Below are 17,830 nucleotides of genomic sequence, written 5' to 3' on the forward strand. Positions count from 1 at the left end.
ACAATGCCTGGTAGCGTGACCGTGCTGCAGCATTTCAAGGCCCCTCAGCGTCATCCCCGCGAAAGCGGGGATCCAGTGTCTTTAATGCGCTGACAGAAACCCAAAGTCACTGGATCCCCGCTTTCGCGGGGATGACGCTGAGGCAGGACTGTTGCTTTGAGGTTTTGTTAGCCGCTCTAAGTCGGTTAGGCGGCCACTTCGCTCGCCGCCACTGCCAGCCCCGACACCACACCCAGCGACGGGTCGCCGTGCACCAGTGGAATCTCGGGGAAGCACGCCTGCACGCGCGCCTTCACCTGCGGCGAGCGGGACGTGCCGCCGGTCAGGAACAGGCTGGCGGGCAAGGTGGTCAGGTCGCCACGCACGGTGGTGAGCGTGCGTTCCAGCAGGCTGAGGAACGGCTCGAGGGCGGCATCCAGATCGTCGCGCGTGGCCTCCACGGCCAGGCCGGGCTCGATGAAATCCAGCGGGGCGCGGTGTTCCGTGGTGCCGCTCAGGGTGATCTTGGTCCGCTCGGCGGTCTGATTCAGGCGCGTGGTGGCGCCCAGTTCCTGCAGGGCGCGCAGTCGCGGGCCGTAGGGTGCTGCAACCAGGCGGTAATTCTGTTTGCGGAACTCGCGCTGCTTGGGCAGGTTGTACACGCTGGCCGCTTCCACGAACTGGTGCTGCGGCACGCGCACGATGTCCTTGCCCATCAGCGGCATGAAGCTGTGCAGGCTCACGCCCACGTCCAGGTCCGTACCGCCCTTGGGCAGGCCCCAGTTGCGCGCAATCAGCGGCATGGCGTGGCCGCCCAGCTCCGCGTGCGTCACGTCGGTGGTGCCGCCGCCGATATCCACGATCAGTGCGTGCTGACGCTCGGCCAGGCTCTTGTGGTAATGCATGGCCGCCGCGGCGGGCTCTTCCAGAAAGCTCACTTCATCAAAGCCAGCCACGGACGCCGCTTCGCGCAGAATCTCGATGGCCTGCTCCGAACCGGCCGCACCCATGGAGCTGCGGAACTCCACCGGCCGGCCGATCACCGCGCCACGCACCGGCTGGCCAAACTGGCGGCTGGCGGTAAGGCGGATGTGTTCAAGGATGTGCGTGGCGATATGCACGATCACCTTGCGCACCTGCGGATCCAGCCGGAAGCCGAACATCGACTTCGGCGATTCGATCAGGTTGCCGCCACCGCTTTCCAGATAACCCTCCACCGCTTCCTCGCCAAACAGCGCGTGCTGGAAACTGGTGACGGTGCTGGTGGCCGCGCGGGCGCGGTCCTCCAGCCACTGGCGACGCACCACGCGCAACGCATCGCGGCGCAGCTCTTCATCCGAACGGGAAATCTCCAGGCCCGCCGCAGCCTGTCGGCGCAGTTCAGCGCGGGCGGAACGGATATGCGTTTCCAGCTGCGCTTCCAGCTCCGGCGTCAGCTCGAACTCGTTCGGGTCGGGCACCAGCTCCGGGAAATACACCGCCGTGCGGAACTGCTCCGCTTCGCCGAAACGAACCAGGATGAGTTCACCATCGATGATGGCGGCCGCCGCCGAATAGCTGGTGCCGAAGTCGATGCCGATGTGCATAAAAGGGCCACGCGCGTATGGGCAATCAACCATTATCTCAGGTCTTGCCCCGGCTTGCCTGAAGAGGGATCCGGCGGCCTCTGGCCAGCCATTTTCCCCACAGAGCGACGGAATTTCACGTCAGGCAAGCCGGGCGCGTACGTAATCATCCATCGCGGCAAACACATTCTGACGGAGAAGCCGGACGCACCGCCAAGGGGTGCCCCGATTTCCGGCCGATGGGTGCACTTCTAGCCTGTATCCCACCATCGCGCCGCAGAAGCGCACGAGATCCGGTGCGCTACCGGGGCTGCGGCGTGATGGTGCCATCCCTGAGGCATTGCAGCACGCAAGAGCCCTGCAGGGTCGATCCGGAAAGGTTTGATGGTGCGTGAATCGACTGCGGCATCGCTGCGGTCAGTCGGCGCTGGTGACATAGGGATGATGGGCTGTGAAGGAATGGCGTCGATATCCGTTTCGGTGGCATGGCGCGTGCACCGCGCTGGTGCTGTGCCTGCAGCACACATCAGTCATGGCGCAGACCGTCGACACCGCGAATCAGGAGCTGTTGCGCCAGCAAGAGCGCGAACGCGCCCTGCGGGAACAGCAGGAAGCCACGCCGGACGTTCGTCTTCCCGCGCAGGCGCAGCCCGCCGTGGGCCGGATTCCCCGCGACGAGGCTCCCTGCTTTCCGATCAGCAGCATCCGCCTGGATGGAGAACTGGCCACGCAGTTCCAGTGGGCCTTGAAGGCCGTCAACGCAGTCGGTGACGTCGCTACCGGGCGCTGCCTCGGCACCGAGGGCATCAACGTGGTGATGAAGCGTGCCCAGAACGCCATGGTGGCGCGTGGTTACGTCACCACGCGCGTCCTGGCCAAGCCGCAAGACCTGCGTGCAGGCGTACTGACGTTGACGGTTGTTCCCGGTCGCATCCATGCCGTTCGTTTTGCGCCCGGTGTCGATGCCCGCGCCACCTCCTGGCGCGATGCGCTGCCGGCGCGTCCCGGCGACCTGCTCAACCTGCGCGACATCGAGCAGGCGCTGGAAAACTTCAAGCGCGTGCCCACCGTCGAGGCGGACATCAAGATCGCGCCCGCCGAAGGCGAAGGCACCCGGCCCGGTGACAGCGACCTGCTCATCGTGTGGAAGCAGTCGTCACCTGCGCGCATGGCCGTGACGCTCGATGACTCGGGCAGCAAGGCGACCGGCAAACTGCAGGGCGGCGTCACGCTGTCGCTGGACAACCTGTTGACCTGGAACGACCTGTTCTACGCCAACCTCGGGCACGACGTGTTCGACGGTGATCACAAGGGCACGCGCAGCTACACCCTGCATTACGACGTGCCTTACGGGTACTGGCAACTCGGTGGTACGGCCAGCGCCTACACCTATCACCAGACCGTCGCAGGCTACGCAGAGAACTACGTCTACAGCGGCACCAGCCACAACGCCGACCTGCGCCTGAGTCGCATGCTCTATCGCAACGCCACCATCAAGGCGGGCGCCTACGCGCGTGCCTGGGAGCGCGACTCCAACAACTTCATCGATGACACCGAAGTCGTGGTGCAGCGCCGTCGGCAGGGTGGCTGGGAAGCCGGTTTCACCTACAGGCAGTTCATCGGTGCGGCCGTTCTGGATGCCAACGCCGCCTATCGCCGTGGCACGGGCGCATTCAACGCGATGCCCGCGCCCGAAGAACAGTTCGGGGAGGGCACCTCGCGCACCAAGCTGGTCACGGCAGATGCGCAGCTCACCGTGCCGTTCCAGCTGGGTGACCAACGCCTTCGCTACATCGGTAGCTGGCGCGCCCAGTGGAACCAGACACCGCTGGTCCCCCAAGACCGTTTTGCCATCGGCGGTCGCTACACCGTTCGCGGTTTTGACGGCGAGCTGCAGCTCACCGGTGATCACGGCTGGCTGGTCCGAAACGACCTCGGCTGGACCGTCTTCCGTGGCCAGGAACTCTACCTGGGGCTGGACGTGGGCCACGTGGGCGGACCGCCCACGCAGTGGGAGCTGGGCCAGACCCTGGCGGGTGCAGTCATCGGCCTGCGCGGCGGTTGGCTGGGCCTGGCGTGGGACGTGTTTGCCGGCGCACCCATCAGCAAGCCGCATGGCTTCCAGACGGCCAACCCGGCCGCCGGTTTCAGCCTCAGCTGGTCGTACTGACGCACGTCAGTGCCGTGCACCTCTCCTCATATGGCTTGAACGACTTCACCAAGGAACCATCGGATGAACAAGCATCTCTATCGCCTGGTATGGAACCGCGCCCTCGGCCTGCTGCAGGTGGTGTCCGAGCTTGCGCGGCGATCAATGGGCGGAGCACCGACGCAAGAGGGAGCGTCAACGGCGACTGTGCGTCCGGTGAGTTTCGGCCTGTGGCTGGCCTTCGGCTGGATTGGGCTTGCGTCGTTCGCCAGCGCTCAGATTGCGACGGACAGGCAGGCACCGGGCAACCAGCGCCCCACGGTGACGGGCGCGCCGAACGCAGCGCCGCTGATCAATATCACCACGCCCAGCAAGGCGGGCGTTTCGGTGAACAAGTACAGCGCGTTCAACGTGGACGGCAACGGCGCCGTGCTCAACAATTCGCGCACGCCCACGCAGACGCAACTGGCCGGCACCGTCGCGGGCAATCCGTGGCTCGCCACCGGTACCGCCAAGGTCATCCTCAACGAGGTGACGGGCAGTAACCCGGCGACTTTGAATGGCTTCGTTGAAGTGGCGGGTGACCGTGCACAGGTGGTCATCGCCTCGCCGGCGGGCATCGCCTGCGATGGCTGCGGCTTCATCAATGCCAATCGCGTGACCTTGACCACCGGCACGCCGGTGTTGAATGGCGGCGCGTTGGAGGGCTATCGCGTGGCGCGCGGCGTCATCCAGGTGAATGGCAACGGCATGGATGCAAGCCGTGCCGATTACGCCGACCTGATCGCCCGCTCGATGCAGATCAACGCCAGCGTCTGGGCACCGCAACTGGCCGTCAGCACCGGCACCAACGAGGTCAGTGCGGACCACGCCACGGTCACCCCCATCGCCACGACAGGGTCGGCCGGTGACAAGCCGGCCTTTGCACTCGACGTCAGCGCACTGGGCGGCATGTACGCCAACAAGATCTTGCTGCTTGGCACCGAGCAGGGCCTGGGTGTGCGCAACGCCGGCACCATCGGCGCATCCGCGGGCGAGTTGCGCGTCACCGTGGATGGCCGTATCGAGAACACCGGCGCACTGCAATCGCAAACGGACACGCAGATCCATGCCAACGGAGGGCTGGCCAACAGCGGCACCCTCAGCGCCGCGCGTGAGCTTTCCATCACCACTGCGCAGGATGTCGACAACCGCGGCGGCGCGCTCAACGCCGCACGCGTGGCCGTCGATGCCGGCTCCTTGCGCAACGCGGGTGGCACCATCGCGCAAACCGGCCCGCAGGCGATGTCCCTGCAGGCGGGCGCGCTCTCCAATGCGGGTGGTCGTATCGGCGTTCCGGAAACCGATAGGGCTGCCGGCGGCGGCACACCGGATGTGCCGGGTGCCGGCGGTGCAACGAACACGGATCGCGGGCCTGCGACCACCGACGGCAACGACCCCGCGCAACAAACCCAACGGCCCAGCCTCCCATCGGTCGTCCCGCTCGCCGACGGCGTGCTGCACATCGCCGGCCTGCTCGACAACGACGGTGGACAGATCCGTGCCGCCTCCGGCTTCGACCTCACCACCGCCGCCGGCCTTGCCAATGACGGTGGCCAGCTCAGCCTTCACCAGCTCACCCTCAGCCAGGGCAACCTCAGCAACCGTGATGGCCAGCTGACCATCGATGGCGCGGCGAGCGTGCATGCCGATGCCATTGCCAACGATGGAGGCACGCTGACCTTCAACGGCCCGCTTACGCTGGACGCGCAATCGCTATCCAATCGCCAGGGCACGTTGAATCAGCTGGATACACAGAACACCGTGCTGACCGTGGCGGGCACGCTGGACAACACCGGCGGCCTGCTGGCCAGCAACGCGGCGCAGCTCAGCGTAACCAGCGGCACCCTGGTCAACGAAGGCGGCACCCTGCAGCACACGGGCACCCAAGGTTTCAGCCTGCGCGCCGGCCCATGGCTGGGAGCAGGCGGCACCGTCACCACGGCTGGCGCCGCGATTCTCGACGCCGGCCAGGTTGATCATCAGGGCGCCACGCTGACGGCAACGCAGATCACGTTGAATGCCAGTCAGTTCGACAACCGCGGCGGCCACGTCATCGCATTGGGCGATGACGCCAATGCCATCCACGTGTCTGGCACCCTGGACAATGGCGCCGGCGGCCCGTCAGGCGTAGGTGGCACGTTGCATAGCAATGGCGACTTCAACCTCAGCGCCCGCACGCTGGGCAACGCCAGCGGTCATATCGAGCATGCCGGCCTGGGTGGCCTGACCATCGACACCGATACGCTGGCCGGCGCCGGTGGTAGCATCGCCAGCAACGGCACGCTCCAGCTCACCGGGAACACCATCGACCTTGGCAGCGGCAAAACCTTCGCGCAGCAGGTTCGCATCAAGGCAGGTTCGTTCCTTCATGCTGGCGGCGAGCTGACCACACTTGGCAGCACGCCCCTGACGCTGGATGTGAGCGGGGCCCTCGACAATACGCGGGGCAGCATCGTCACCAACGGTGCCCTGTGGCTCCATGCAGGCGCACTCAGCAACATCGGCGGCACGCTGACGGCTGCGGGTGATGCGCCAACGGATATCGCCGTCACCGGCCGCTTCGACAACACGCTCGGCACCGTCGCTACCAAGGGCGCTGCCACGGTGCACGCCCATGATCTGATCAACCGCGGCGGCAGTGTCCGCGCGATCGGCTTGTCCCGCGAAGGGGCTGGCACTGCGTCGCAGCTGACCATCATCACCGATGGCCTGTTGGACAACAGCGCCGGCGGCACGCTTGCCAGCGATGGTGACCTTACCGTCAGCGCATCCACGCTCGATAACACCCGGGGCTCCATCCAGCATGTAGGCCAGGGCAAGGCCAGCATCGCCGCAACCACGCTCAACGGCACGGGTGGCACGCTGGCCAGCAACGGCGCGCTGACGCTGACGGGCGGCGCCATCAACCTGCGCGATGGCAAGACGACGGCACAGAACATCAGCGTCAATGCCCATGCGCTCACCACCGCCGGTGGCACCCTGTCCGCGCTCGGTGACTCGCCGCTGAGCTTCAACGTGCGTGGCGCGTTCGACAACACCGGCGGCAAGGTGGCCACCAATGGCGCGCTGAAGTTGCAGTCGCAGTCGCTGATCAATACCGACGGTAGCTTCACGGCGGCGGGCAACGGCGCCACCTGCGACCCGCGACTCACGGCATGGCTGCCGTGGCTGCTCGCATCCCCGTCCGAAGACGCCCGCGAGCGGCTAATTCACCGTAGCGGAGCAGGGTGGGCAGCGTCATTCGGGATTCCCCTTCGCGGCGTGTGGGGTTTATCCAGATTCCTGCGGGCGTGTTCTTGGTGGTGTTACGTGCAAACTAGAAATGTCGATGCACAGCGCGTGTGCATGGCTGCGATGCGCGGTGTTGGCTGACAGTGGATACCGTCCATTCCTGATCGCCTTGTTGCGAGCGCGCGGCTAGGTTGCGGGGCGCACGGTGAATTTCCTTCTTTTCGCAAACATGCCGACTATCCCGCTGGGCAAGTGGGTGGGGCCCCCGAAAGGGGGCTTTTTTATGTTGGACACCATTCTTGGCACCACGAAGGGGATAGTTCCGGTTCACTCACTTCTCGATGCTTTGAGCGCGGGTCGTGGCCCGGTGAATCGTCGCGCTCTTGCCTGGAGCATGGCCGTGAAGGCATCACGGCCCAGGCAGGTCACGTGGGGTGAGGCACCCCCGTCACGCCCGCGTAGCTTTCCGGGAGTATTTCTCACCCGAAGGCCGCCACCGCGTGTTTGCGCCCTTGGCGACCACCCGACGCAGATTCATCAGAGGAGGCGATGCCCATGTCTCGTTTCGACGATGTGCAGTTCGGCACGGCTTGGTGGAGCTGGGTGGTGGCTCTGGTGGTGATGGCCATTCCGTTGGCGCTGGTCGGCGTTGAGGCTATGGATGAGCCGTTGTACGTGGCCGGTTCGGCGCAGCCTCCGCTGGAGGTCAGCGGTATCGGTGGGCATGCCGTTTTGATGGACAGGCATGTCACGGCGTGTGAGGCCTTGCGGACGGCAGAGGCGAAAGGGCGCTGTTCGTTCCAGACGCTGGCGATGATGCGGCCGCGCTGACGCGCGTTGTGTGGTTCATTCGGCTCTGGTAGCCCGGATGAAGCGAAGCGGAATCCGGGGGCACGCGCTACGTGAGGTCATGCACATCCCGGATTGCGCTTCGCTTCATCCGGGCTACGTGGCTCGCTGCTCAGTCGCGGGCGAGCAGAAAGCGGCTGATGCGTCGGCGCAGTTCGCGGTCGTCGGTATCGCGGGCTTCATCGTCGGCTTCGATGGCGTACTGGCGGGCCAGTGTGGTGTCGCCCTGGTTCTTGTAACGCTGCGCCAGCGCAAAGCGCATGGATACGCGGTAGGGGCGCATGTCGTCGCCGGTGGCGCCTTCCAGTGCGTGCTGGTAGAGCGGGATGGCGGCGGCATCGTCGATGGTGAAATCCGCCAGGGTTTCCCACAGGAAGGGATGGTCGTAGCCATCGCGGCGCTGGGACTCGCAATAGTCCTTGAACGCGTCGTAGTTCACGCGGTAGGTGTCGGGTTGGTCTTCTTTGGCCAGCAGGTTCGCGTACTCCATGACGCGATCCCACACCTCGGGCTTGGGTTGCATGTGTGTCACTCCGGAACGGGGTCGATGGTGGCCAGGTTCACCCGGCCACCTCGATGGTGTGCGCTCAGCCGTGCGGCGGCATGGCGTTGGGGTCCATCCACATCACTTCCCAGATATGACCATCGGGATCTTCATAGCTGCGGCCGAACATGAAGCCGTAATCCTGCACGGGCGTGGGGTCCGCCTTGCCGCCGGCGTGGCTGGCTTTGTCCACCTGGCTGGACACATCGTCGCGGCTTTCCGCCGACAGGCACAGCAGCACCTGCGCATCCGCATGGGCATCGACAATGCGCTTGCTGGTGAACTGGCGCCATTTGTCGTGGGTGAGCAGCATGACGTAGATGGTGTCCGAGAGCACCATGCACGCGGCGGTGTCGTCGCTGAAGGCGGGGTTGTTCACCGCGCCTACGGCTTCGTAGAAGGCCCGGGACCGCTTGAGGTCGGTCACCGGCAGGTTAACGAAGATCATCTTGCTCATGAATGTTGACCTTGTGAGGGGATACCGCAGCGGGATTGTTGCGGCATGTTACTGACGAACGGGCATGGCGGAAATCGACAAGGGGTTCGGGGCGAGCTTTGGGGTAACGATTTGTTCCGTGTGGGGACCGAGGTGTGCGGCTCCCGGATTGCGCTGCGCTTCATCCGGGCTACGGGAGATGCGGAAATGCACGACGGGGTTCTTGGCCTTTGTAGCCCGGATGAAGCGAAGCGCAATCCGGGGCGGTGCATGGAAGGGCGAGGGACCTTGGCATAACGGTTTGTACTTCCTGGGGCTTGAGGCGAGACCAATCCCGGATTGTGCTGCGCTTCATCCGGGCTACGGGAGATGCGGAAATGCACGATGGGGTTCTTGGCCTTTGTAGCCCGGATGAAGCGAAGCGCAATCCGGGAGGGCCTTGCCTCGGTCCGCACGAAGAACAAGCCGTGACGTGAAGGCTCGTCTTGTTTCCATGCGCCATCCCGGATTGCGCTGCGCTTCATCCGGGCTACGGGGCACGGGGCACTGGGGGCGTTATCGCTCGGGCCAGTACCACGCGGGTTCATCCAGTGGCTTCAGGCCCACCACGCGCGTCTGGCTGACATCCTTCTCCAGGGCCAGGGTGTGGCAGGCGGGGTTTTCTTCGAGTGCGCTGATAAGGCGCGAGGCGTGCGACACCACCCATACCTGGCTGCGGGACGCTGCGCCGGCGATCAGCCGCGCAAGCGCGGGCAGCAGATCCGGGTGCAGGCTGGTCTCTGGTTCGTTCAACACCATCAGCGGAGGAGGGCGGGGCGTGTGCAGCGCGGCGATCCATAGCAGGTAGCGCAGCGTGCCATCGGATAACTCCGCTGTGGAGAGTGGACGCAGCAGGCCGTGCTGGGAAAACATGAGCGTAAAGCGACCGTCGCTGACGGCTATGTTGACCGTTGCGCCGGGAAACGCATCGTCCACGGCGGCATCCAGTGCGTGTGCATCGCCGATCTCGCGAATGGTTTGCCATGCGGCGGCCAGATCGGCGCCATCGTGGCCAAGCACCGCCGTTCGCGTGCCGAGTTGCGGTTGCCGCGCGGGTGCATCGCGGTCCGAACGGAAGTGATCGTAGAAGCGCCATGCGCGCATGGTTTCGCGCACGCGCATCACTTCGGGTGCGCGGCTGGGGTCGACCATCTGCGTGAACAGGCTTTCGAAGGCATGGAGGTGTTCGGATACGACGCACCACGTGCGTCCTTCCCGCAGGCGTGCCACCGGCCCACGTCGATCCACCAGCACGTTGGATGATCGCAGGAAGGGCCCGCTCCAGATCGCCTCGCGCTTGATCTCCGGATCAAGCGCGAACGCGGTGGGTGCGCCGGGTGGCGGCGGAAACCCCAGGTCGATGGCGTAGCCGAAATCATCGCCGGCAAACCCAAGCTTCAGGCCCACGGGCTCCTGCCGCACGGTGCCCTGAATCGGTACCTCGCCCTTGCGCATGCGATCCGTGATGCGCTCCGGGCCAGCCCAGAGCGTGGAAGCGAGCCCGCCCTCGCGCGCCAGTGCCGCGCCCACGCCACCATGGGCGGTTTCCGCCAGCAAACGCAACGCGCGATAGAGGTTCGACTTGCCGCTGCCGTTGGCGCCGGTGATCAGGTTCAGTGGCCCCAGCGGAACCACCAGGGAGCGCAACGAACGGTAGTTGGCGACTGCGAGGGTCTTCAGCATTCCATGCTCTCCGAGTCATCCGTCGATGGGCGAGTGGCGCTAGCCTAAGCGTGGCCCATCTCCTGGGCTGAGACCCGCGAGGCCACGTGTGGTCAAACAGTGGCTGGGTGGCACGTTCAGCGCACCGGGGCCGCTGATGAACGTGGAGCCACCGGATTGGCGTCCGACCCCAACTGCGTTTGGAGCGGTCAACAAAGCTACCCAGCACGCCGGGGCCATGCCTTCGCCCGTCATCCCCGCGAAGGCGGAGATCCCGTGCCTTGGCCTTCCATGAGCGCAAAGGCGCTGTATGGCCAGCCATTCGGCTGTTGAGCAGCGCCTCCCGCCTTCGCAGGAATGACGAACGTGAAGCAAACAAGGGTTCCGTGAGCTGCTCTTAAAGCGAGGCCGGATTCGCTATGCTAGCCCCACGGCGACGGGCACATGCCCGAGGCTGCTGGCCATGAGGCCGGCCCCTGTTTCCGCAGGCGGAACCGCCCCCTGTTTGTGGTGGAAGGCTGGGAGCTTAGTGAACCAAGTGAATTGCAGCACGAGTGACGTGCGTTGGGCGCACCATGGCTGAGCGCGGATCGGAATCCAGCCGGGCTGCCGTCGCCTTCGTCGCTTTGCTCACTCTGGTTACCTTTGCCGTGGTGTGTGCACCGCGCTTTCAGCATGCGGCTGTAACGGCTCCGCTCGCCGCCGCCACCGGGCCGGTGATGCCGCCCGTCGAGGTCTGGCTGAGCACGGAGGATCGCCGGCTGAAGCTGGACAGGCAGCCCGACCTGGCACTGAGCGTGCGCGGCGACGCCACGGCCGATGTGGTGATCGACCTCGACAAGAAATACCAGACCATGGACGGGTTCGGCGCCGCCATGACGGATTCGTCGGCCTGGCTGCTGCAGACCAAGATGAGCGACGGGCAGCGTGGCGCGCTGTTGCACGAGCTGTATGGCCCGCCGCCCAACCTCAACCTGACCATGATGCGCCTGACCATCGGCGCGTCTGATTTCTCGCGCTCGCTGTATACGCTGGACGATGTGCCGGTGGGCGAAACCGACCCCACGCTGGCCCACTTCAACGTCGCCCCCAACCTGCGCGAAGTGATACCGACAGTGCGCGAAGTGCTGTCCATCAACCCGGCCGTGCTGGTCATTGCGTCCTCGTGGAGCGCGCCGGCATGGATGAAGAGCGGCGAAAACCTGATCGGCGGGCAGTTGCTGGAGCAGTATGAGAGTGCCTTCGCCGACTATCTGGTCAAGTACGTGGATGCGTACCGCGGTTACGGCATTCCCATTTTCGCGCTGACGCTGCAGAACGAGCCCAGCTTCCTGCCAGTGACCTACCCGGGCATGCTGATGGATGCGGACCAGCGGGCGCGCATCGTTGCGCAGTACCTGGGCCCCAAGCTCGCGAACCGCAACCCGCGCACGCGCATCCTGGAGTGGGACCACAACTGGAACCACCCCGAGCAGCCGCTGGCCGTGCTGGGCGACCCGGCGGCGGCGCGTTACATCGATGGCGTGGCCTGGCATTGCTACGAAGGCAGCCCGTCGGCGCAGGGCAAGGTGCATCACGCGTATCCGAAGAAGGATGTCTACCTCACCGAGTGTTCCGGTGGTGACTGGGCATCCAGCGCCAATGGCGAGCTGATCTGGTTCTCGCGCAACCTGTTGGTGGCCGGCATCCGGCAATGGGCGCGTGGTGTGGTGTACTGGAATCTCGCGCTCGACGAGGAGCATGGGCCGCATTACGGTGGCTGCGCCGCGTGCAAGGGCGTGGTGCTCATTGATTCGAAGACGGGCGAGGTGAGCCGCAACGACGAGTACTACGCGCTGGCGCACTTCAGCACCTTCGTGCTGCCCGGCGCCATCCGCCTGGGCTCCACCGATACCGATGCGGACCAGGGCATCGCCAACGTGGCCTTCCAGAACGTATCCGATGGATCGATGGTGCTGGTGATGGTGAACAGCAACAAGCAGGAACGCCACGTGTCGGTGTCGGAAGGACAATCCCTGTTTGACTACACCATGCCGCCGCGCAGCGTGGCGACCTTTGTGTGGAACACCAACCCGGCCGGCGCGTGGATGAACCGTGCCATCCGGTGGCTGGGCAGGGGGCGGTAACAGCGCTGGGGCATGGCCGGATGGAACATGGGTGCTTCCATCAGGAAGGCGCGCGTACCCAGCCTGCCTGCGATTGCGCCACAGCCCTTTCACCCTTATCGACCGTCAAACCTGCCACGCCGGATGATCGTCAACGGCTCAGCGCCTTTCACGCCCCTGTATGCATCGAGCGCTTCTTCCGCAGCCCGCGACGTGGGTACCAGTGCGTCCAGCCTGCCGGACGCTTTGCAGAACGTCATGAACTGAACCGAGCAAGCCTCGCAGCCGCACTCGCCAGCGCAGCGGGCCGCGCAAGTTGGGGTGCAAACGCAGGGAACCGGGTCAGCTAGATCCACGTTGTATCCCGCCGTTTCGGGATAACGCCTGAGGCCCTCGGCTGTTGGTTCGGACATATGCGCTCCTTGGTTCAACCGTGCCATTTTGAGTGCCATGTGGCCATTTTAGGATCATGTCGGCCTTGGGTCGAAAACGGACCTTTAAATGCAGCACTGGCATCCCTAAAGTTCCGGCAAGATGCAACGGCACGCCAGCTTGATCGAGCATGGCCAGAGGAGGGATTCAAGTGACCAAGGCAGAAACGATCCGCGGCTCTTGCCGCTGCGGTGCCGTTCAATGGCACCTTAAACGAATGCCCGAGTCAGCCACCGTGTGCAATTGCACCGCATGTCACCGCTACGGTGCGTTGTGGGCGTATGACTTTGAAGGGGATGGTATTCAGGTCTTGGGTCCGACTCGAACCTACACGCAGGGCAGGTGGGTCGAGTTTCATTTTTGCTCCGTCTGCGGCTGCGTGGCTTACTGGCGAGGCTTGAAAGACAGCGAGAATGGGCGGCGCCCGATGGGGGTCAATCTGCGGATGGCAGATCTGGACAGCGTCGCGCAGATTCCCATCGTCCGTCACAACGGGCTCACCGCCACCGAAGATCTACCGCAGGACGGTCGTTGCGTCACCGACTATTGGTTCTGAGTCATCGCTGCTTTGATGAGTAACACCGGTTGGCGAGGGTGATTGGTAAGTGCCTGCGTCGGTTCGAAAGCGGATGGTTCAGCACATGTAGCCCGGATGGAGCCAACGGCGGAATCCGGGATCCACGGATACGGCAGATGGTGTGCTTGCCCGGCGGGGTGATCCCGGATTCTCGCTGCGCTTCATCCGGGCTACGGATGCACGCGTGGAGCCGAAAGTACTCGTAGCCCGGATGGAGCCAACGGCGGAATCCGGGATTCACGGATACGACAGATGGCGTGCTTGTCGGGCGGGGCGATCCCGGATTCTCGCTGCGCTTCATCCGGGCTACGGATGCGCGCCGAACTTCCCGGGTCGGTGTCGGGCTGGAGCGGAAGATTTTGCACGTGTAGCCCGGATGGAGCCAACGGCGGAATCCGGGATTCACGGATACGGCAGATGGCGTGCTTGTCGGTCGGGGCGATCCCGGATTCTCGCTGCGCTTCATCCGGGCTATGGATGCGCGCGTGGAGCCGAAAGCACTCGTAGCCCGGATGGAGCCAACGGCGGAATCCGGGATTCACGGATACGGCAGACAGCGTGCTTGTCGGGCGGGGCGATCTCGGATTCTCGCTGCGCTTCATCCGGGCTACGGATGCGCGTCGAACTTCCCGGGTCGGCTTCTGGCTGAAGCGGCCACTCGGAAGGGTTCCTGGGGAGGCAGGGCGCTCTCGGGACAACCGCATCGTGCGCAAACCCGGGTGAAATCAGTTGCCTTCGAAACTAGCGATTTGGGCAGGCATTTACCCGAATCACCCTCTGCAAGTCCGCTTCACTGTTCCTATACCCGACCAAGGCAACCTTTGAAGGGTTGCGTCTGCCGCCCGCCGCAACGTCAACGGTTGCACTTCCCATCCATCCAGATAGAAGGGCAGGACCATGAGCCAGAAGGCTGATTCGAGTACGGGCAGTGGGTACGTGACGGTGAGTGACGGAACTCAGATCTTTTACAAGGATTGGGGATCCGGTCAGCCGATCTTCTTCCATCACGGCTGGCCTTTGAGCGCCGACGACTGGGACGCTCAGATGATGTTCTTTTTGAAAGAAGGCTTCCGTGTCGTTGCCCATGACCGCCGCGGACACGGGCGTTCAACGCAGACGTCCAAAGGGCACGACATGGATACGTACGCGGACGACGCTTTCGCCGTGTCGGAGCATCTGGGTCTGACGGATGCGGTTCATATCGGGCATTCGACTGGTGGCGGTGAAGTGGCCCGCTACGTTGCTCGCCACCCGAAGGGTGTCAAGAAGGCCGTCCTCATCAGTGCCATCCCGCCGGTTTTCAGGAAGACCGAAAGGAACCCGGATGGTGTACCGCAAGATGTGGTGGACAGCATTCGCGACGGAACAGCAAAACACCGTGCCCAGTTCTACAAGGACATCACCATTCCGTTTTATGGTTACAACCGGCCGGGCGCACAAGTCGACGAAGGCGTACGCGAGAACTGGTGGCGCCAGGGCATGATGGGAAGTGCCATAGCGCACACCGAGTGCGTTCGCGTGCTATCGGAAACCGAGTTTTATGACGACCTGGCCGCCATCCAGATCCCTGTGCTTGTCATGCATGGCGAGGACGACCAGATCTGCCCGTTTCCGACGACCGGTGCCGTTTCGTGGAAGCTGCTCAAACACGGAAGGCTGAAGTCCTACCCGGGCCTGCCTCATGGCATGCCAACCACCCACGCTGACCAGATCAACGCGGACCTGTTGGCGTTCATCAGGGAAGCGTCATAGCCCGCATTTCCCCCGCGATGCCCGCGTTTGACCGTGGCAGGGAGATTTCGGTTTCCCTGCCACAGCGTTTCTGGGCTCCCGCAAGCGCGGAATCGGCGACATCCGGACCTGGCAGCCCCGCCGGCCGGGGGCGGCGAAAAACACCATATCCAGCCACGCGTCAGCTTCGGTGCGAACTCAAGTTTGTGGACCGGTGGCCGATTCGGTAGCTTTACGTTCCGCGCGATTCACTTGCCAAGGCGTTTGATGGAAACCCCCCGCCACACCCCATCCGCCTCATCCGGCCGGCGCCTCGCGGGCACGCAGGGCACGCAGCTGTTTTCCAGCGGCGAGCTGAGCCAATGGGCCGCGGAGGCCGGTGCTTCGTCCCACGGCCACGCCAGCGAGCGCGAGCCGGTGCTGCAGGGGATGAGTGCCGGGCTGGAAGGTCACCGCTTTTCGCTGCGTGCCGGTCGGCAGACCATTGGTCGTCGCGACGACAACGACATCGTGGTGAACGAGCCCAGCGTTTCCTCGGCGCATGCGTGGATCATCAACCAGCAGGGCCATTACGTGGTGATGAATACGCTGTCCACGAATGGCACGTTCGTCAACGACAAGCGTGTCCACGAGGCCAGCATCAAGCATGGCGACCGCCTCCGCTTCGGGCAGGTGGAGTTTGTGTTCCTGACCCGCGAACCCGGCGAACGCAAGCGCACCGGCCCCCTTTTGCTGGCGGGCCTGCTTGCACTGGCGGTGCTTGCGGCCGGGCTGTGGTGGTGGCTGTCCTGAACGCCGTGGGCAAGCCTGAGCTGCCGGCGCATATCGGTCGCTATCGCATCGACGGCATCCTGGGCGAGGGCGCGATGGCGGTGGTCTATGCCGGTTTCGATCCTGGCATCGACCGGCCGGTGGCGATCAAATGTCTCCATCGCGACGCCGCCGATACCGGCGCTGATCGGCGCCTGTTGCTGGAAGCGCGAGCGTCAGGGCAGCTGGTGCACCCGAATATCGTCACGATTTTCGACAGCGGGGAAACCGACGACGGGCGACCGTATATCGCCATGGAGCGTTTGCCGGGCGACACGCTGGCCAGCCTGGTGGCGCGCGAAGGCCTGCCGCCGCTGGCGATGGCGATTGAGCTGGTCTCGCAGATGGCTGCGGCGCTGGATCATGCGCACGGGCAGGGCATCATCCACCAGGATGTGAAGCCGGAAAACATCATGCTGGCCGACGGCTGGCATTACGCCAAGCTCAGCGACTTCGGCGTGGCCGAGCGGCGGGCGCGTCAGAAGCGTTTCGCCGGTAGCCAGCCGGTGGGTGGTACGCCCGCGTATATGGCCCCGGAACGCCTGCGCGGCGAGCCGGCGGATGAACGCAGCGATCTTTTTTCGCTGGGCGTGGTGCTGCACTGGCTGATCACCGGCAAGTTGCCCTGGCCGGACATGCCGGACGTGAAGCAGTTGATCGTCGAACGCCAGCGCCACCCGCGCCCCACGGTGACACCGCTCGATCCCGCGGCGCCCGCGCTGCTGACGGATGTGGTGAGCACGTTGCTGGCGCCGACGGTGGAGGCGCGTTACCAATCCGGTGCGGAGGTGATCAACGACCTGCGCCTGGCGCGCCGCGAATACGAGCGCACTCATGAAACCCCCATCGCCTCGCGCATCATTTCGCTGCGCCTGCGCTGGATCGGCGCGCTGGGCGCCATCCTTTGCCTGGTGCTGCTGCTGGGGCTGGCAGGCATCTACGCCAAACAGAACACTGCGGTGAACGGGCTTGCCACCGATTTCGGCAGTTCGCTGGGCCGCATCGTGGCCGGTGAGGCGGCGGAGAACCTGCTGCTGGGCGACGAGGCGGCCACACGCGCACTGGTGCAGGATGTGTCGCGCAACGAGCAGATTCATTACCTCGCCATCGCCAATCGCCAGGGCCAGGTGGTGGCCAGCACGCGGGCGTCGGAAAGGGGGCTGCCGCTGGCTGATGCCGGCGCGGCCCAGTCACTGGTTTCCTCGCCCGACATCAAGCGGTATGCCGGCCATCCCGTGGGGCTGGACGGCATGACGGTCTTCGACGTGCCCATCCGGTATCAGGACAAAAGTGTCGGCGAGCTGCGTCTTGGCGTGAGCAATGCACCGCTGGTCGCCGCGCAGCGCACCACGCTGGGCGTGATCATGGCCGTCTTGCTGGTGACGTTGCTGGCGCTGGTGAGCGCGGCGTACTGGTTGTTCCGCCAGCCGCTGGCCTTGATGGCCATGCTCAGTGACGCGCTCATGCACGTGGCTCGTGGGGAGTACCAGCACCGCATTCGACTTGCGCGCCGCGACGAACTCGGTCAGCTGTTCGCCTCGTTCAACCTGATGAGCAGTGCGCTGGAATCGCGCCACCCGGCGGATGCCACGCCAGCGCGTGGCCCATCGGCCCAGCCCGCCGGGCAACCCACCGTGGTGGTGTCGCCGCCGGAGAAATGAGCCGGCAGCGCAGGCGGG

At 64.8% G+C, this 17,830-nt stretch carries 12 protein-coding genes; 8 read left to right on the forward strand and 4 right to left on the reverse strand.

Translation table 11 applies throughout. The features are described 5' to 3' along the window. Positions 1–185 precede the first annotated feature (185 nt). Entirely contained in the window at positions 186–1,565 is a 1,380-nt protein-coding gene (locus tag H8F01_RS16480; RefSeq protein ID WP_187056144.1) for an Hsp70 family protein, read from the reverse strand. Between the two features lie 511 nt (positions 1,566–2,076). On the opposite strand from H8F01_RS16480, the gene H8F01_RS16485 reads away from it, so the two are divergent. The 3 genes from H8F01_RS16485 (at position 2,077) to H8F01_RS16495 (ending at position 7,797) form a co-directional block, all read left to right on the forward strand. After that, on the forward strand, positions 2,077–3,714 hold the full coding sequence (locus H8F01_RS16485) for a ShlB/FhaC/HecB family hemolysin secretion/activation protein (RefSeq protein WP_187056145.1): 1,638 nt from the start codon (positions 2,077–2,079) through the stop codon (positions 3,712–3,714). Positions 3,715–3,777: 63 nt separating this feature from the next. Further along, positions 3,778–7,107 carry a two-partner secretion domain-containing protein gene (locus tag H8F01_RS16490; RefSeq protein WP_187056146.1) on the forward strand — a complete coding sequence of 1,110 codons (3,330 nt, stop codon included), beginning with the start codon at positions 3,778–3,780 and terminating at the stop codon, positions 7,105–7,107. A gap of 414 nt (positions 7,108–7,521) precedes the next feature. Further along, positions 7,522–7,797, forward strand: a complete 276-nt coding sequence (locus H8F01_RS16495) for a hypothetical protein (RefSeq protein WP_187056147.1) — start codon at positions 7,522–7,524, stop codon at positions 7,795–7,797. A gap of 130 nt (positions 7,798–7,927) precedes the next feature. Here H8F01_RS16495 and H8F01_RS16500 read toward each other — a convergent pair whose 3' ends face one another. The 3 genes from H8F01_RS16500 to H8F01_RS16510 all read right to left on the reverse strand — a co-directional run bounded on the left by H8F01_RS16500 (position 7,928) and on the right by H8F01_RS16510 (position 10,517). Continuing rightward, positions 7,928–8,338 carry a hypothetical protein gene (locus tag H8F01_RS16500; RefSeq protein ID WP_187056148.1) on the reverse strand — a complete coding sequence of 137 codons (411 nt, stop codon included), beginning with the start codon at positions 8,336–8,338 and terminating at the stop codon, positions 7,928–7,930. 64 nt (positions 8,339–8,402) lie between these two features. After that, positions 8,403–8,816, reverse strand: coding sequence for a VOC family protein (locus tag H8F01_RS16505; protein WP_187056149.1), 414 nt, complete (start codon positions 8,814–8,816; stop codon positions 8,403–8,405). 534 nt (positions 8,817–9,350) lie between these two features. Next, positions 9,351–10,517, reverse strand: coding sequence for an AAA family ATPase (locus tag H8F01_RS16510; protein ID WP_187056150.1), 1,167 nt, complete (start codon positions 10,515–10,517; stop codon positions 9,351–9,353). Positions 10,518–11,071: 554 nt separating this feature from the next. On the opposite strand from H8F01_RS16510, the gene H8F01_RS16515 reads away from it, so the two are divergent. The 5 genes from H8F01_RS16515 (at position 11,072) to H8F01_RS16535 (ending at position 17,812) form a co-directional block, all read left to right on the forward strand. Continuing rightward, on the forward strand, positions 11,072–12,622 hold the full coding sequence (locus tag H8F01_RS16515; protein WP_187056151.1) for a glycoside hydrolase family 30 protein: 1,551 nt from the start codon (positions 11,072–11,074) through the stop codon (positions 12,620–12,622). A 562-nt stretch (positions 12,623–13,184) separates the two neighbouring features. After that, the gene (locus tag H8F01_RS16520) at positions 13,185–13,589 is read left to right on the forward strand and encodes a GFA family protein (protein ID WP_238481020.1); all 405 of its coding nucleotides are present in this window, start codon (positions 13,185–13,187) and stop codon (positions 13,587–13,589) included. Between the two features lie 918 nt (positions 13,590–14,507). Next, complete coding sequence (locus H8F01_RS16525; protein WP_187056153.1) at positions 14,508–15,362, forward strand: alpha/beta fold hydrolase; 855 nt, start codon at positions 14,508–14,510, stop codon at positions 15,360–15,362. Positions 15,363–15,608: 246 nt separating this feature from the next. After that, the gene (locus tag H8F01_RS16530; protein ID WP_187056154.1) at positions 15,609–16,133 is read left to right on the forward strand and encodes an FHA domain-containing protein; all 525 of its coding nucleotides are present in this window, start codon (positions 15,609–15,611) and stop codon (positions 16,131–16,133) included. Continuing rightward, positions 16,121–17,812: a protein kinase domain-containing protein gene (locus H8F01_RS16535; protein ID WP_238481021.1), complete on the forward strand. Its 1,692-nt coding sequence runs from the start codon at positions 16,121–16,123 to the stop codon at positions 17,810–17,812. The genes H8F01_RS16530 and H8F01_RS16535 overlap by 13 nt, the downstream gene beginning before the upstream one ends. Positions 17,813–17,830 lie beyond the last annotated feature (18 nt).

This window comes from Dyella telluris (assembly GCF_014297575.1).
GTDB lineage: Bacteria > Pseudomonadota > Gammaproteobacteria > Xanthomonadales > Rhodanobacteraceae > Dyella > Dyella telluris.